Raw genomic sequence first — 15,759 nt, 5'->3', positions numbered from 1 at the left:
ATGACCTCGCACTCCAGACTGCTTCTCAGCGCACTTCTTATGGCAGGGTTGGGAGGCGCCCTTCTGTCCTCAAGCATTCTTGCCGGTGCCACCTTGCTACTTGCCCTTGCAGGCATGGTGCTCAGTGTTCGCAAGTCTCTGTACAAAACCGGATGGGACAAACCCAAAGAATTGCGGTTGCTGCATTTCGCTTTCTGGTTTTTTGTGCTGGCCAGTTTTCTGTCCTGGACTCTGGAAGGATTCGATTACGAGGGCGGAAAAACGCTGGGCACCCATGCCCGCTTCATCCTGTTCTGGCCGTTAATCGTTGCCGTGACTTATGCCCGGATTGGCGCCCGAACTATGTTTGCCGCCATTGGCCTGATCGCCGTGTCCGTAATTGCGATTTTCCTGGCGACCATAGCAGCCCGCCAGGGTGCCTTTAATCAGCTATTGAACTCTCGCTTTGGTGGCGGGATCAACCCGATCAGTTTTGGCAATCTAGCACTTCTGGGCGGCATGTTAACCATTGTTGCTGCCATCTTCTTCACCCGCGAAAAACGCAGGATCGTGGGCACACTTTTATTCCTGGCCGGAACCGCAGCCATCGTAATTTCCATGCTTTCGGAGACCCGCAGTAACATGGTTGCACTGCCGTTTCTTCTGGTCGCGCTTATTCCGCTCCTCGGCAAACGGCTGCGCATCGCCGGCCTGGTTGTAATTCCCCTTCTCGTGGCCGGCGCAATCGTAACCAGTGACCGTATGTCCCACTCACTGAACGGCCTGCTTCATGACGGTGACCTGGACACTGGAATGGAAATCCGGATAGAAGTCTGGGGACAAGCCTGGAGCATGTTCCGGGAAAACCCCTGGACCGGAGTCGGCCTGGGCGGTTACACCCATCGCATTGAATCGGAGGTTGAGGCTGGAAACCTGTCAAAGCACTTTATAGACTGCTGTACCGGCCACGCTCACAACGATTTGCTGAATAATGCTGCAACCAGCGGCATCCCGGGTATTCTCAGCTGGGCGTTGCTCATTTTCATCCCGCTCGCCATTTTTGCGCGACACCTGTTCAGCCGTCATGTTCCGACGGCGCACCTGGCGACAGCCGGCACCATGGTCTGTGCCGGATACTTTTTCTTCGGGCTGACCGAAGCCACCTTCAACCGGACCCTGTTTCTGACCTTCTACCTACTCGCGGTTGCCTCCCTCGCCTCCGCAATGTTTACGGAACTGAGTGGGTCCTACGTTCGTAACAGGGCTCGTAGGGTCTCTGCGACGGTCATCACGAAAAACGAAGAAGACCATATTGCCGACTGCCTGACATCGGCACGACTGGTTGCGGACGAGATCATTGTCCTGGATAGCGGAAGCTCCGACAGAACGGTCGAGATTGCCAGGGGGTTGGCCGATGTCGTGGAGGTGACAGACTGGCCAGGGTTCGGAGTCCAGAAACAGCGAGCACTCGAGAAAGCCACGGGTGAATGGGTATTGTCGCTGGATGCCGATGAACGCATCACCCCGGAGCTTGCCAGGGAAATCAACCATCACCTGGCGGACCCGGATGCAGACGCCTACAAGCTTCCGTGGGCGGTCACCATCTACGGCAGCCGGCTTGATTTCGGGCGCAGTGGCCGGGCTCCCCTCAGACTATTCCGCCGGGAAGGTGTGAGCTTCTCTGACGCACTGGTGCACGAGCGGATCCTGATTCCCGCCGGCCGGAAGGTCAAAACCCTTCGTGGTCGCCTGACCCATTACACTCACCGGGACTTCGGCCACTCCCTGGAGAAAAGTGCAAAATATGCCTGGCTCGGCTCACTGGAAAAACACCGCAAGGGCAAGAAAACCCGCACCATGATTTATCCAACGGTGCGAGGGGTAATGACCTTCGTGCAGGTGTTCTTCATACGCTTTGGTTTCCTGGACGGCGCCGTTGGCTACCTGACGGCGGTCACCTATGCTCAGGTAACCTTCAACAAGTATGCGGGGTTGTGGACGCTGGACCGGCCGGCGCGCCCCAAAAACCATGAAGATTTACAATGATGTCGTTTCTACGCCAATGCTGTTGAACATTCCCACTATCTCGCCATAGTAGAGCAACTTTGCACTCAAGGCCGAGTCATCAATCTGGAACACCTGCATTTCCGGGAAGATTTTCTTGAGCGTGAACAAGGCGGTAGAGGCAAAGCTGTAAAAGGCGATGTAGGTCTCTCCTGATAGCGCCACTTCAACTTCAATCGGGCGACCTGCCTGTCGGATTTCAACCGGGAATCCGGCCAGCGCCCGCTCCAGATCCGCCCTGGTCTCTTTCCGATGCATAAAATAGACTATTGGACTATCAGGGTGACGCTCCACCACATGCTGGATCTGGAGCCTCAGTTGCTGGAGGCGATCCTCACCTCCGAATGGCTGCCCGAGAAACCCAACCAGGGGCGTTAGATCACTGTCCCGGGCTGAGGTTTTAAAGGTATCCCGGAACACCGGGAAGTCGTGAACCTGAACCTCGACAAGGTCAGAGCTTTGCAGGGGAAAGCAGGTAAAAAACGCAATGACATCCGGAACAGTTCGGTGGATCCGGATTCCCATGGCACTCAGCAGGCGCTTTTTGCCAGACGAAATCCGGGATGCAATTCCTTCGTCGTGGATTGCGTGGTAATACCTCACCGTCGCCAGACCATCATCCACGAAAATCAGCTGCTCGCTGTCGAAGCCCCGATAAAACACCTCATGAATCCAACTGGATTTGTTCCCTATGAACAACCGCTTTATTGTCCGCCTTGCCAGGTTTCGTGCAACAGCACCAAGGCGCAGATAAAACGAACTTTTCTTCAGATGGATTGTTTCAATTCCATGCCAGCCCAGCGCCTCCGCGAGAAACGCCATTTGCTCCTCCGTTTCACGGTTGTCTGGCCGGGCAATAATCAAGAGCGTGGTTTCCCGGCTGCTGCCATAGAAGTGACGGGCCTCGGAACAGCTGATCAATTGCAGAGGTGTGCTGGCAACAAACACATTGAGAGGTGAGGCGCTTTTCACGAACTCTCCGGAGGCATACTTGCCAGTTCGTTGCGGAGCCGGCGCCTGACCTTCAGTTTTCTCAGTAAATTCAGTGGCTTGCTTTTCAGATCGCTTTGTCTGTTGAGCAGAAAGTCTTCAACGGCGTCGAGAACCCGGCCGCTGGACTGACCATCCCTGAAGCTGTGCAGTTCATCGCAAAGCGCCCGGGTTTCATTCATCAGATCCTCGGGATACTCAACGGCCGTCTCCAGAGCCGACTCAACGTCTTCGACGTTCTGCACATCAATCAGGTAGGGGCCAGGCATTTTCGTCCGAAGGGTAACAACCGGGCGGTCCAGGAACATGAATTCGAACATGATTGATGAGGTATCGCACAGCATAACGTCGGCCTGCGGCAGCAAAGGCAACAGATCCTCGTCACTCTCGACGAAGCGGAGGTTTTCCCCGTTCAGCTTCCGATATTTCTCAACCACGGAAGGGTCCATCTTCGGATGCAAAGTGACGATAAACTTCCAGCGACCACTTTGGGCAAGCTCACCAATTTTTTCCACCAGATCCGGCGCGGAAGTTACTGAACGGCTGAAGGTCGAAGCGTAGAACACTACGGGCAACTCAGCGTTCGAACACAGCCGTTTACCCCGAACGGGCTGGGATAATAACGGATCGAGTTTGGGCCACCCCGTATGGGAGACCGCAAAATGCTGAAACTGCTGAGCCAGCTCCTGGAACTTCGCTGTATCCTTCATCGCGTGGGTGCAGTAAAGATCGAACCAGCCCCGGATCCGGTAATGATCACTGTCGTCTTCGCTGCTATGGCCACGCTTGTTTCGTGCCATGCCATGAAACACTTCAACCTTGATGCCGGGAAAAAAATAAGGCACCCAGTCTCCGGGTACAAAGGTGGCATCAGCCTTGTAGTCCATCACCTCTTTAACGGTCGCGAGACGCCGCTCATCGGGACGAAGCGGCGCTGTCGAGCAGCCGGCGACGAACCACGCGGCCTCATCGCCCCGCTGGCGAATTTCATCCTGTAGCGGGCGAAGAATCGAATAGGAATAGGGTTGATTGACAAAAAAAAGATACCGGCGCATTCAGCCCCTGCCCGTCAGTGCTTTGTAGAGCTCACCCGTCTCTCTGACGGTTTGTGATGTGTGAAAATCCCGGCCGATCCTTTCCCTCGCGGCTTGCCCAAGCCTCGACGCCAACTCCCTGTCACGATAAAGGCGTTCAATGGCAGCCGACAATTCGCCGGAGTTGTTAGGGGCAACCACCAGGCCACTGACCCCGTCTTCAACGAGTTCCGGCATGCCACCAACATTAGTCACCACAGGCGTCACACCATAGGCCATGGCTTCGATAACGGCTCTAGGCAGCCCCTCCCGCTCTTTTGATGGCAGGACGAACACATTGCTGGCAGCGGCAATAGCAGGTGCATCATTTCGGAACCCGGTAAAGTGAATGCGTTCCGGATGAGAAGACCCGGCTGCCAGGGCCTGAAGTTCGTCATTGTTGATCATATCCCCGACCAGCAGCAGGTGGGCATCGACATCGGCCGGCAGCTCATCCATGGCCTTGATCAGGACGTCAAACCCCTTCCGGGGGCTGTTGCGTCCGGTACAGCACACGACGAAAGCATCTTCCGGTACGCCAAACTGCGTCAGGTCTGCCGGGGACGCCTGATACCACGCCAGGTCGTGCCCCTTGTAGATTCGCTGGAGCTTCCTGTCTGGAATATGCATCCCCAAAAAACGAAGACTCGCCAGGTAATCCCTGATCGCATCGGCAACGCACACAATCTTGCTGACCCGCGGGTGCAAAAAGGTGATCCAGGACTCCGGGTTAAGAAAGCTGATGTTTCCGATTACCCCGCGGTAAGCCACCACCTTGATATCCCTGCCCCGGGAGGCCCGAAGCCCGCATGCCAGCGCCCTCGGATTGTAGGCGTGAATCACCTCATAGTTCTTTTTGGCAAGCTGCTCACGGATGGCCGATATCCCGTCCTTATCAAACCGGCTTTTCAAGGCCATGGGCTGGGCAACCATCCCTTCGTCCAGCAGGCGTTGATAATTCCTGCCTTTGGGGTTGCACATGACGTCAACATCAAAGCCGGCCCTTTTAAGACCGATAAAAAGCTCGCTCTCCGGACGATCACAAGCATCCGTAAGGCAAAGGATCGACGGTAGTGACCCGCCTTGCTGTGGATTGGTCAAGTAGCCATTCCCCTGTTGTATCCGTTCAAAAATGAATCCCAGACCTGCTCCCGGACCTGCTGCCCGGCGACCTTTGCCAGGGATCTGGAAAAGCGATCAAGGTTGGCTGCCTTCCAGCGAGCGGAGGCGCCGTCCTTCATGAGTCGGCTCTTGTCGAAATCGATAAGAAAATACTCTCCGCTCCGGACAAGCACATTGAAACAGTTGAGATCGGCATGCATAACGCCGGCATCGTGAAAACGGCGAATGGTTGTTCCGAGCGATTCCCAGGCCTCGCTATCCAGTGTCAATATCAGCTCTGCCAGAGGCACCGTATCCTCAAGTTGCTCGATCATGATGGCAGCCCGGTATTGTACCGGAGAGAGCTTTCGGTACCAGGCCGCGACAGGGCGAGGCACCGGAAGCCCCAGTGTCACCAGCTTGTTCAGCAAACGGAACTCGGCAAAAGAGCGTACGTCGGATTCACGCACGTACGCGTAGGCGTGTTGCGCCACCATGGCCATCAAACCACCACGGCGATACTCCCGGAGAACCAGCCTGTCATCTCCGGCCCGCACAAACCAGGCGCCGCCCCGTCCACCACTGCTCACCGGACGGGCCTTATCGCCCCAAAAGTCGGCATCGAACCAGTCGACACTAACCCTACCTCGGTAATCGGGATGAATCAGCATTACAGAGCCGCTTTCCCGAATACAGATTTCAGACTCCACCATGTTGGCACCCGGTCACCGAAGCAGAACAAGAGGTCTAGTCGAACCCGCACGCGCTGGGACGGACAAGCGCGAGTACGATAGAATGGCCGCCAGTTTACCAATGAATGCCGACAAAGCTCCACAGCACCGGGCGCCAACCTGAAATGGATCACGATTTGATAAATTCCATCTGCATTCTTCGCCTCTCCGCCATCGGCGACGTGACCCACGTGATACCGGTGGTTCTGAGCCTTCAGGAACAGATTCCTGGCGTAACGATCACCTGGGTAATTGGCAAGATCGAAGCCAGGCTGGTGGGTGACCTGCCAGGTGTGGAATTTATCATTTTCGACAAAAAGGCCGGGCGGAGGGGCTATTCGGATCTTCGCAGGCAGATGCAGGGTCGAAAATTCGATGCCCTGCTTCACATGCAGGTGGCGTTTCGCGCCAATCTGGCAGCGGCATGCATCCCCGCCAGGGTCAGGGTCGGTTATGACAAGGCCCGCAGCAAGGATCTGCACAGTCTATTCATCAATCGCCGGATCAAGCCCGCTGCACAACAACACGTTCGTGATTGCCTTGCCAGTTTTCTTGAGCCACTGGGGCTGACAGCTGCACCACCACGCTGGCACATCCCACTGAGCGAAGATGACCATGGCTTTGCCAGGGCTCAGTTGGCAAGCGACCGAAGGAATCTTGTCATCAGCCCCTGCGCCAGCCACACCCTCCGCAACTGGCCCGCCAGGCATTACGCTCAGCTCGCCGACTATGCCATCCGGGAACACGGAATGAAGGTCATTCTGGTCGGCAGCCCCGCCCCTTCCGAGGCAGAGTACTGCGCTGCCATCGAATCTTCGATGGCGGAAAAAGCCCACAACATCTGCGGCAAGGACACCCTGAAACAGCTGGCTGCTTTGATGAGTCACGCCGATCTGGTGGTGGCGCCCGATACCGGGCCGGCCCATATTGCCAGCGCCGTTGGCACTGATGTGCTTGGTCTGTATGCGGCAAGCAACCCTTATCGCTCGGGGCCCTATAACTCACTGCAGTGGTGTGTAAACCGTTACCCGGAAGCGCTTGAGAAGTTTACCGGGAAAACCGTCGAGCAGGCGCGCTGGGGGGCCAAGGCAGAGTTTGAGGGGGCAATGGAATTGATTACCGTGGAGGATTCGATAGCCATGCTGGATCGGTGGGTTGCTGAACACGGGGTCAGATGAAAGCGTTCATCTGACCCCAGACTTCACTTGCGGGCGGTGTAGTCCTGGTAGGACTTTTCTTCCACGAAACGGGAGCCCAGGGCCAGGTTCACATCTTTCTTGATGGCGGCGCGCTTGTCGTTGGTCACGTACACTGCCCGCGCCAGCTCAATAAACCGGGGGCCGAAATCCTGGGCGGCTTCCTGGTCGCGGATGTCGTCTTCGATCACCCAAAGCTCTTCGTTAACGGCCTTCAGTTCCTTGCGCAGGTCGGCTATTTCGGAAGCCTTGTCCTTTACCGCCTCGTCCCAGGTGGCGCTCAGTTCGTCCAGCTCCAGCCTTACGTTTTTGACTTTCGCCTCATCCTTGATGCGCTCGGATTTGATTTCGAGAATGGTGATCTTGTCCAGCACCTCACCAAACGATACCGGTACCTTGATTACGTCTGCCATTTGCCCGCTCCGCAGGTAAATCTCATATATAAAAAACAAAGCCGCCGGGCTGAGACAGTCAACGGCGGCTTGCGAATTTTCTGAACTCAACCTTTGACGTGGGTCAGCCAGCCACTGTGCTCGGGCAGTTTGCCCTTCACTGCGTCAAAGTACATCGCCTGAAGTTTCTCGGTTACCGGGCCACGCTTGCCAGCGCCAATGATCCGGCCGTCCAGCTCACGGATCGGAAGTACTTCGGCCGCCGTGCCGGTAAAGAAGGCCTCATCGGCGATGTAAACCTCATCACGGGTAATGCGGCGCTCTTTCACCGGAATATTCAGATCCCGGGCAAAATCGAGGATCGTGGCGCGGGTGATGCCTTCCAGGCAGGAGGTCAGTTCCGGTGTGTGCAGTACGCCGTCGCGCATGATGAAAACATTCTCACCGGAACCCTCGGCCACATAGCCTTCGTTATCCAGCAGCAGGGCTTCCTCGGCGCCACCAGAGATCGCTTCGTTCAGGGCCAGCATTGAGTTGATGTAGTTGCCGTTGGCTTTGGCCTTGCACATGGTGATGTTGACATGGTGACGGGTGTAGGAAGAGGTGCGCACCTTAATTCCCATCTCTTTGGCTTCCGGAGACATGTAGGAAGGCCAGCTCCAGGCTGCAACCATTACGTGCACCTTGAGGTTATCAGCTCGCAGGCCCATACCCTCGGAACCGAGAAACGCCATCGGACGGATATAGGCTTCGTCCAGATTGTTTTCACGTACCGCCGCACACTGGGCCTCGTTCAGCTCGTCTTTGCTGAACGGCATCTTCATGTTCAGGATGTGAGCGGAACGGAACAGGCGATCGGTATGCTCTTTCAGGCGAAAAATAGCCGGACCGTTCGCGGTGTTGTAGGCCCGCACACCTTCAAAACAGCCCAGGCCGTAATGCAGGGTGTGAGTCAGGACGTGGGTTTTGGCGTCGCGCCAGGGAACCATTTCACCATCCAGCCAGATAACGCCATCGCGGTCAGCCATCGACATTCTATTTTGCTCCTAAAAAAGCAGTTTTCGGGGAACCGGCATTCTAGCAGGAAATTCTGCCAGAATTGAATTTGCCTTAAGCCTCAATCATTACTTTTTTCCACATGGAACGGATGTAATCACGCTCTTCCGGGAAGGCATCCCCTTCTACCTGACTATTGAGATTCTGGAGCGCCCGCCGGTGAATGGTAGAGCGCAGCGCAATGAAGGTTTCCCGCAATTTTTCAGCGTCCTCCACGGCCATAACACCGGCCCTTCCCAACTCCTCCATTTGCCGGATGTTGTCGGACCACTGGGTCAGTTCCGGATGTTCGGAACACCATGCCAGCATCAGGTATTGCACCATAAATTCGATATCAATAATGCCGCCGGTATCGTGCTTGATGTGGAACACCTCTGCCTGTCGACTCTCCGGCGTGCCCAGGCTGACACGCATTTTTTCCCGCATTTCGACCACATCCGCGCGAAGTTTGTCTCGATCCCTGGATTGGCAGAGGGTGGTGTGCCGGATCGATTCAAACGCTTCCAGGGTTTCGGTGCAGCCGGCGACGCCGCGGGCGCGGGCCAGTGCCTGATGCTCCCAGGTCCAAGCATCTTCGCGCTGATATTTTTCGAAGGCTTGCAGTGTACTGACCAGCAGGCCTGAGTTGCCGGACGGCCGGAGACGCATATCCACTTCGTAGAGCTGGCCGGACGGGGTCTGGGTATTGAGGATATGGACAATCCGTTGGCCCAGCCGGGTGTAGAAAACCGCATTATCGATCGGCTTCTCACCGTCGGTGGCCAGCTCCGGATTGGCGCTGTGCACGAAGACCAGGTCAAGATCGGAAGTATAACCCAGCTCGATCCCGCCGAGTTTGCCATAGCCAATGATAGCGAAGTCTGTCTCGCAGGCGGAACCATCGGCTCTTCTCGGATACCCGTGACGGCTGACCAGATTGGCGAAGGCCACGTCCACCACGTGGTCCAGCACCACCTCGGCGATCCAGGTCAGATAGTCGCTGACTTTCATCAGCGGCAGCGTCCCTTTCAGTTCGGAAGCTGCTACTCGAAGAATATGGGCCTTTTTGAAGTGACGCAGGGATTCCATCTGCTCTTCAAGATCCTCAAAGGGAATCCGCAGCATCTGCTGTCGGAGGTCGTCCTGCAGCTCTGCTTTTGCCGGCGGATTGTAAAGACTCTCGGCGTTAAGCAACTCATCCAGGAGCAACGGTGTTTCCGCCAGCTGGCTGGCAATCCAGGGGCTTTCACTACACAACCGAACGAGCTGGGTGCGGGCGCCGGGGTTTTCGAGCAGCAAAACCATGTAGGCAGTACGCCGCAAAATCGCCTCTACCAGCTGCAAAACCCTCGACAGAGTCTCCGACGGACTCTCAACCTCGGTGAGGGCTTCCAGCAGCACCGGCATAAACTGATTAAGCCGTTTCCGGCCCTGAGTCTGCAGCGTCTGAACCGTGCGACCTTCGCGCAGTTCGGCAAGCTTCGCATAGCTTGCCTCCGGGCTCTCGTAGCTGCGGGACTTCAGCCATTCGACTGCGGCACCTTCATCCATCTCCTCCAGCCAGAGTTCGAACCAGCCTTCGTCCAGTGATGCCGGACCCTCCTCATCATCTTCTTCCGTGGCAATGATATTGGCGAAGTGGGTGGCAACGCGCTCCCGATGTTCCCGAAGCGCCTCCTCACAAGCTTGCCAGCTTTCAAAACCCATGATCATCGCTACCCGGGCCTGGGACACCTCGTCTTCCGGCAGCAGTTGGGTCTGCTTGTCTTCCATACCCTGCAAAGCGTGTTCAAGGTTGCGCAGAAACACATAGGCATCACGCAATTCCCTGACCACCTGAGAAGGCAGAAGCTCCAGCTCTTCCAACTCTTTCAGAATTACCAGCAGCTCCCGCTGCTGGAGTTCGCGATCGCGGCCACCGCGAATCAGCTGGAAGGCCTGGACCACAAACTCGATTTCACGAATGCCACCGCTGCCCAGCTTGATGTTGTTTTCCAGCCCCTTGCGTCGAACTTCCCGGCTGATCATGGCCTTCATACTGCGGAGGGATTCGAAAGCGCTGAAATCAATGTATTTGCGGTAAACAAACGGCCGCAGGGTTTCCGTCAACACCTTACCCGCCCGCTGATCACCGGCTACTACCCTGGCCTTGACCATGGCGTAACGCTCCCAGTCCCGGCCCTGGTCCTGGTAGTAGGTTTCCAGGGCCGCGAAGCTCAGAGCAAGCGCGCCGCTTTGTCCGTAAGGCCGCAGGCGCATGTCCACGCGAAACACGAAACCGTCTGCTGTAATCTGGTCCAGAGCCTGTATCAGCCGCTGACCAAGGCGGACGAAAAACTGCTGGTTATCCATAGAGCGCCGCCCGCCTCGGGTTTCGCCTTTAGAGGGAAAGGCAAAAATCAGGTCAATATCGGACGACACGTTCAGCTCACGGCCGCCCAGTTTGCCCATCCCGAGGACAACCATTTTCTGGTCTGCCTCTTCACCTGTCACCGGGTCCGCGCCCCTGGGCGTGCCATGTTGTTCACATGCATCCAGGTAAAGCCAGTCCAGGGCGCCATCAATGCAGATCTCTGCAAAGGCACTGGTCGCCGCCATGGTTTCGGCCAGGTCCGCCCAGCGCAGCAGATCCCGCCAGATAACCCGGAACTGGGATTCCCGGCGGAATTGGCGCAATGCGGAATGCAACGCGGGCTCACCGTCCACTTCTTCCAGGTATTCCTGCCATCGCTGCTCCAGATACTCAGGGGTTGTCGGCTCCGTAAGTTGTCGCGATTCAAGCAGGGACTTTACCTGCTCCGCATGCCGTTCAAGGGTCTGGCGCAGGAACAAACTACGGGACAGTGCACCGGCCACCACAGCCTCGTTCATTTCCGCAGCCGAAATCAGCCATCCTGGAACCCCATCCGGAAAAACCGATTGCCAGCATGAGGCCACATCTTCGGCTAACGGTTTTGGAAGGCTGTGCCATGGCTCGGACATAATGCAAACCCCTGTCTCTCTGGTATATTTCCGGTACTGTATAACGAACTCACCCGCAACTGAACAGGCCGACCCGCCGGATGCAGAGAAACCGCCGCCCGCTAAACCCGGAGCATCAGTCAACCCACCTCCCTATGGGGGGGTTGATACGCCACCGGATGAAACGCCTGCTCCTGATCCTCGCTGGTCTGCTGGTGCTCCAGATTCTGGTTATCTGGACGGTCGAAGAGCTGACCCTGTTCGAATCAGTCTGGATCACCATGACAACCATATCCACCGTGGGCTATGGCGACTTCGCACCAAAGACCTACGCGGGCCGGATCAGCACGATACTGATCATGTTTGTTGGCGCAATCACCATGCTGACGCTGATCATCAGTGATTACATCGAATACCGGTTCTATCGCCGGGAACGCATTCTGATGGGAAAATGGACTTACAAAATGAACGACCATATCGTGATCATCAACACCCCCAAGCACGGCGGCGAACAGTACTTCATGCGGTTTGCCTCCCAGATTCGCGCGATACCGGGCTACGAAACCATTCCAATCATAATCCTGACGCGTCAGTTTCCCTCAGGCCTGCCAACGGAATTATCCGACATCGGGGTTGTGCACTATCACGGTGCCGGTTTTGAAGCGGAGTCTCTGAAAGCGGTTCACGCAGGCAGTGCAAGACACATTATCGTGCTCGCCGCCGATGAAGCGGATCCCTATTCGGACAGCCTGACGTTCGACATCGCCCATCGACTGACAGAGCTGAATCTCGGGAATCACACCATCGTTGAGTGCGTAACTGACGACAACCGGGGGCGCTTCAAGGCACTGGGAATACGAACGACCATCCGCCCGGTGCGAACCTACCCTGAAATCATGGTGCGTTCAGTGGTGGCGCCTGGGTCGGAAAAGGTTCTGGAAGATATGTTCAACTATGAACACGACCACCCCCATCGCTACGACCTGAAACTGGATGACCTGGACTGGGCCGATATCGTCAGTGCCCTGGTACGCCATGGCATCGGCACTGCGCTGGCCTACATCGATAACGATAACGAGGTCATCTGCCACCCGGCGACCAACAAAGAGGTAGAAGGTAAAGGCCTTATTGTGCTCGTTAAATCAGCTGAAACACCGGACGTGTCTGTTGTAGAGGAAGCCCTGGAGCGTTATCGGGTGTTCCTTAAACAATGGCGCGACCATGCAGCCAAGCCGGAAAATGACGGTTAGTCACTACCTGCAGCAGCAAGCTGCAACTGAAGCACGCCCAACTCGCTGGAGCCGTTGGCAAGATCACGGACGCGGTCTCCCCGGGCGAGTTCGGCGCTTACCTGCTCCCACAGGTCCCTGCAACCTGCGGCGTCCGCCGCTTTTGCGACCTGCACGAGGTCATACTCCTTCACCGCAAATGGCTGGTCCAGCAACCAACTGACGCTCAACGCCTGGAGAAATCCGGTAACGGAGAAGGAAGCACCTGCCGGGATTACTTCCGGATGATAAATCCCCGCAAGAAAATAGCCCTGCTCCGCCTTACTGACGAGATTCAGAAATACCGGCACTTCCCGGGCCAGTGCAAGCGCCCATTCCACCAGTTTTCTGCCATCCCCGGATTTCAGCTCAAGCTCCACCTCATACAGTGGCCATCGGGCCTGGCCCGCGACAATGCTGCCGGAGTCCACGGCCACCTCAATCAGGGATTGACCATCCTCCAGCCAAAGAACCTGGCGCTGAAAGTTGGTCTCGAAGACAACCTGCAATTGTTCGAGATCAAGCTCGTCCCCAAGCGGAGTATCCTCAAGCAGCGAGAGGTCCAGCTCCGGACCGTTTAACGGCCATTCCCACTCCTGCCGGCAATGGGCGCCATCGACAAACTCACCGCGGGTTTTCAGAGTCTGGATGTAGGAGTCGCCCGCCTTGCGAACCCTCAAGGCAGCCCTGGCCCGATTCAGGTCGGCATCCGGGGTATCAAAATAGCGATTGACCAGCGACTTCTTTTTTCCGGGGCGAACCTCAGGGCGGGCAGAAAGCCACTGCACTGCCTGCTCTTGAGCAGATTCAGAAACGCTGAGTTTTATCTCCAGTTCGGTTGCCATGGCAACAGCCCTTTTTTCAGATTTCAGAAACAGAAAAACCGGCGACCCGAAGGTCGCCGGTTTTCATACTACAGGATTAGCCGATTGGCTGATCAGAAGTAGTAAACACCACCAACAGCTGCGACAGTCTGCTCGTCGCCGGAACCGCTCTCAAGAGAGTATGCAGCTGCATCGTCTGAGGAGTACATGTAGCCTTCGAAGTAGACGTACATGTTGTCAGACAGGTTGTGGAGAGCCTGCAGGGCGATGACGTCTTCCTTGTCGCCATTGGATGCGCCCGGGGAATCGTCTTCAACCACCTGGTAAGCCAGTGAGAACTGGTTGGCGCCCAGGGCGTATACACCAATCAAACCGAACTCGTTAGACACGTCTTTACGAGTCTGGTATTCACCGGTCAGACTCAGATCACCCATGGCATAAGTTGCACGAAGACCGTAGGTGTTTTCGTTGTTTACGTCAGGGGTAGTCTTGGAGTAGAGCGTGTTGCCGTCGTTGGAGTCCATGGCAAAGGCCAGCTCCAGAGCGTCAACAGAGTAGATTGCAGCCAACTGATACGGATAAGACTTGCCGTTCTTGCTTGCATCGCCGTCTCCATTCACCTGGACAGCGCCACCCAGGGTCAGGCCACCGAAGGACGGGGACATATACTGAATCAGATCGCCTTCACCAGTACTATAACTCCCGCCAATGCCAGTACCAACTTCGTGGAAGTTTACGATCTTGTCGATAGCGCTTTCGTAAGTGGAATCATCTGAACCAACCCACACCTGACCAAAGCTATCGCCTTTGATACCGATGTAAGCTTCGTCAAGCTTGTCAATGCCACTGCTCGCAGCCTTGTCATCAGCGTTGATACCTTCCAGCTCCATCTTCAGGAAGCCAGTGATGCCCGGTGCAATTTCGTGGTCGTGCTTAACACCCAGAGTGGTGCCGTTATCGAAATGGTCTACGGTTGAACCGGCGCCGTCTACGTTGGTATGGGAGAGTGCGTACTGGATGTTACCGTACACGGTCGGCATGTTGCTTTCCTGGGCCGCGACAGCGCCAGAGAAAGTAGCGGCTGCAATAGCAGATGCGATGAGTGTTTTTTTCATGTTGCGTCTTCCTTTTTGAGTTAACTCAGGTTTTAGCGACGGGTTCTTATCCCGATTTTGTAAGGCTTCACCAGTCAGGCTGGATGAGGCCGATTCTGCATTACGCCGATGTCAGTTTTGTGACAACGAAGTAACTTTTCTTCTTTTTTGATTAAAACCACCGAAAGGCAGCTCTATATGGCTCAATTAGTTACAGAGCATTGTTAAAGCTCTGCGTGATGAACCTGTTTTAATACAACCATTCGCTTTTTGCAAATAATTGACGGTGCATTTTTAGCTCTTTTGGCACCAGGAACGCAAGTGTTTATGCTTTATCGTGCTCACGAGCTGCGTGACGGTTACATTTCAATTCCGAGGCCAAAATTACATTAACCCTTATAAATCATGATCTTAAAATAAACAAAAGTACGTTTTCTAATATTCTTATTCTCATTTACCGGCATTTTTGCACCAACAAAACCCAGTGACAGAGAAGATGCCTGATATTAGTGCAAGTACTTATTCGCGCCTTTGTCCGACCTCAAGCAGGAAGGTTACCGGCCCGTCATTCACCAGACCGACTTTCATATCGGCACCGAACTCGCCCTCACCCACTTTTTCAGGACCCAGCCCGGAGCTGGCCTCAGCCACAAACAGTCGGTACAGCCGGTTCGCCACATCAGGCCCGGCGGCAGTTGAAAACCCCGGCCGCGTGCCCGATGAGGTATCGGCCGCCAACGTAAACTGTGGGACTATAAGGAGGGAACCCCCGATATCTGCCAGACTTCGATTCATCCGGCCTGCGTCATCGGGGAATACACGGTAAGTCAGGATTTTACGGCATAGCTCTCTTGCCGCACTTTCTACATCGCCCTTTTCGACACCCAGCAGCACTAGCAACCCGGTTCCTATCGAGGCTATCTGCTCACCATCCACTGTGACACTGGCTTCCGATACTCGCTGAATCAGTCCTTTCATCAAATTCCCAGAGGACGAATGAACAGTTAGAAATATGATCGGCAGAGAGTTTATCCACGGCGCTCAAAGGCCG

At 55.6% G+C, this 15,759-nt stretch carries 13 protein-coding genes; 3 read left to right on the top strand and 10 right to left on the bottom strand.

What is annotated here, in order from left to right; genetic code table 11:
* Entirely contained in the window at positions 1–2,025 is a 2,025-nt protein-coding gene (locus CLH62_RS19120; protein WP_099619875.1) for an O-antigen ligase family protein, read from the top strand.
* On the opposite strand, the gene CLH62_RS19115 is transcribed toward CLH62_RS19120, so the two are convergent.
* From CLH62_RS19115 to CLH62_RS19100, 4 genes are read right to left on the bottom strand one after another with little or no spacing between them, the layout of a single operon-like run.
* The gene (locus CLH62_RS19115; RefSeq protein WP_099619789.1) at positions 2,017–3,015 is read right to left on the bottom strand and encodes a polysialyltransferase family glycosyltransferase; all 999 of its coding nucleotides are present in this window, start codon (positions 3,013–3,015) and stop codon (positions 2,017–2,019) included. The genes CLH62_RS19120 and CLH62_RS19115 overlap by 9 nt on opposite strands.
* A complete protein-coding gene (locus CLH62_RS19110; protein ID WP_099619788.1) occupies positions 3,012–4,088 on the bottom strand; it encodes a CDP-glycerol glycerophosphotransferase family protein in 1,077 nt (358 codons plus the stop codon). Before CLH62_RS19110 ends, CLH62_RS19115 begins: the two co-directional genes overlap by 4 nt.
* Positions 4,089–5,207 carry a glycosyltransferase family 4 protein gene (locus tag CLH62_RS19105; protein WP_099619787.1) on the bottom strand — a complete coding sequence of 373 codons (1,119 nt, stop codon included), beginning with the start codon at positions 5,205–5,207 and terminating at the stop codon, positions 4,089–4,091. It abuts the gene before it with no gap.
* A complete protein-coding gene (locus CLH62_RS19100; RefSeq protein ID WP_099619786.1) occupies positions 5,204–5,920 on the bottom strand; it encodes a 3-deoxy-D-manno-octulosonic acid kinase in 717 nt (238 codons plus the stop codon). Before CLH62_RS19100 ends, CLH62_RS19105 begins: the two co-directional genes overlap by 4 nt.
* A gap of 158 nt (positions 5,921–6,078) precedes the next feature.
* Between CLH62_RS19100 and CLH62_RS19095 the strand changes: the two genes are divergently transcribed.
* Complete coding sequence (locus CLH62_RS19095; protein ID WP_099619874.1) at positions 6,079–7,116, top strand: glycosyltransferase family 9 protein; 1,038 nt, start codon at positions 6,079–6,081, stop codon at positions 7,114–7,116.
* 23 nt (positions 7,117–7,139) lie between these two features.
* On the opposite strand, the gene CLH62_RS19090 is transcribed toward CLH62_RS19095, so the two are convergent.
* From CLH62_RS19090 to glnE, 3 genes are all read right to left on the bottom strand, one after another.
* A complete protein-coding gene (locus CLH62_RS19090; RefSeq protein ID WP_099619785.1) occupies positions 7,140–7,547 on the bottom strand; it encodes a DUF6165 family protein in 408 nt (135 codons plus the stop codon).
* An 86-nt stretch (positions 7,548–7,633) separates the two neighbouring features.
* On the bottom strand, positions 7,634–8,560 hold the full coding sequence (locus CLH62_RS19085; RefSeq protein ID WP_099619784.1) for a branched-chain amino acid transaminase: 927 nt from the start codon (positions 8,558–8,560) through the stop codon (positions 7,634–7,636).
* 76 nt (positions 8,561–8,636) lie between these two features.
* Positions 8,637–11,543 carry a bifunctional [glutamate--ammonia ligase]-adenylyl-L-tyrosine phosphorylase/[glutamate--ammonia-ligase] adenylyltransferase gene (gene glnE / locus CLH62_RS19080; RefSeq protein WP_099619783.1) on the bottom strand — a complete coding sequence of 969 codons (2,907 nt, stop codon included), beginning with the start codon at positions 11,541–11,543 and terminating at the stop codon, positions 8,637–8,639.
* 80 nt (positions 11,544–11,623) lie between these two features.
* Here glnE and CLH62_RS19075 point away from each other — a divergent pair, with 80 nt between their 5' ends.
* Positions 11,624–12,772 (top strand): potassium channel family protein, encoded by a 1,149-nt coding sequence (locus CLH62_RS19075; RefSeq protein ID WP_099619782.1) that lies wholly within the window; start codon positions 11,624–11,626, stop codon positions 12,770–12,772.
* On the opposite strand, the gene CLH62_RS19070 is transcribed toward CLH62_RS19075, so the two are convergent.
* The 3 genes from CLH62_RS19070 to dtd all read right to left on the bottom strand — a co-directional run bounded on the left by CLH62_RS19070 (position 12,769) and on the right by dtd (position 15,686).
* Positions 12,769–13,635: a CYTH domain-containing protein gene (locus CLH62_RS19070; protein WP_099619781.1), complete on the bottom strand. Its 867-nt coding sequence runs from the start codon at positions 13,633–13,635 to the stop codon at positions 12,769–12,771. The genes CLH62_RS19075 and CLH62_RS19070 overlap by 4 nt on opposite strands.
* Positions 13,636–13,727: 92 nt before the next feature.
* A complete protein-coding gene (locus CLH62_RS19065) occupies positions 13,728–14,729 on the bottom strand; it encodes a porin (protein ID WP_099619780.1) in 1,002 nt (333 codons plus the stop codon).
* Positions 14,730–15,227: 498 nt separating this feature from the next.
* Positions 15,228–15,686: a D-aminoacyl-tRNA deacylase gene (gene dtd / locus CLH62_RS19060; RefSeq protein WP_099619779.1), complete on the bottom strand. Its 459-nt coding sequence runs from the start codon at positions 15,684–15,686 to the stop codon at positions 15,228–15,230.
* Positions 15,687–15,759 lie beyond the last annotated feature (73 nt).

This window comes from Marinobacter guineae (assembly GCF_002744735.1).
In the GTDB taxonomy this organism is placed as follows: Bacteria; Pseudomonadota; Gammaproteobacteria; order Pseudomonadales; family Oleiphilaceae; genus Marinobacter; species Marinobacter guineae.
This window is presented reverse-complemented; position numbering and strand designations above follow the sequence as displayed.

What these genes read in the sequence shown, in the direction of transcription:
- CLH62_RS19120 (WP_099619875.1), top strand. Translation starts at nt 1, where the DNA reads ATGACCTCGCACTCCAGACTGCTTCTCAGCGCACTTCTTATGGCAGGG.
- CLH62_RS19110 (WP_099619788.1), bottom strand. Translation starts at nt 4,088, where the DNA reads ATGCGCCGGTATCTTTTTTTTGTCAATCAACCCTATTCCTATTCGATT.
- CLH62_RS19100 (WP_099619786.1), bottom strand. Translation starts at nt 5,920, where the DNA reads ATGGTGGAGTCTGAAATCTGTATTCGGGAAAGCGGCTCTGTAATGCTG.
- CLH62_RS19090 (WP_099619785.1), bottom strand. Translation starts at nt 7,547, where the DNA reads ATGGCAGACGTAATCAAGGTACCGGTATCGTTTGGTGAGGTGCTGGAC.
- CLH62_RS19085 (WP_099619784.1), bottom strand. Translation starts at nt 8,560, where the DNA reads ATGTCGATGGCTGACCGCGATGGCGTTATCTGGCTGGATGGTGAAATG.
- glnE (WP_099619783.1), bottom strand. Translation starts at nt 11,543, where the DNA reads ATGTCCGAGCCATGGCACAGCCTTCCAAAACCGTTAGCCGAAGATGTG.
- CLH62_RS19075 (WP_099619782.1), top strand. Translation starts at nt 11,624, where the DNA reads ATGCAGAGAAACCGCCGCCCGCTAAACCCGGAGCATCAGTCAACCCAC.
- CLH62_RS19070 (WP_099619781.1), bottom strand. Translation starts at nt 13,635, where the DNA reads ATGGCAACCGAACTGGAGATAAAACTCAGCGTTTCTGAATCTGCTCAA.
- CLH62_RS19065 (WP_099619780.1), bottom strand. Translation starts at nt 14,729, where the DNA reads ATGAAAAAAACACTCATCGCATCTGCTATTGCAGCCGCTACTTTCTCT.
- dtd (WP_099619779.1), bottom strand. Translation starts at nt 15,686, where the DNA reads ATGAAAGGACTGATTCAGCGAGTATCGGAAGCCAGTGTCACAGTGGAT.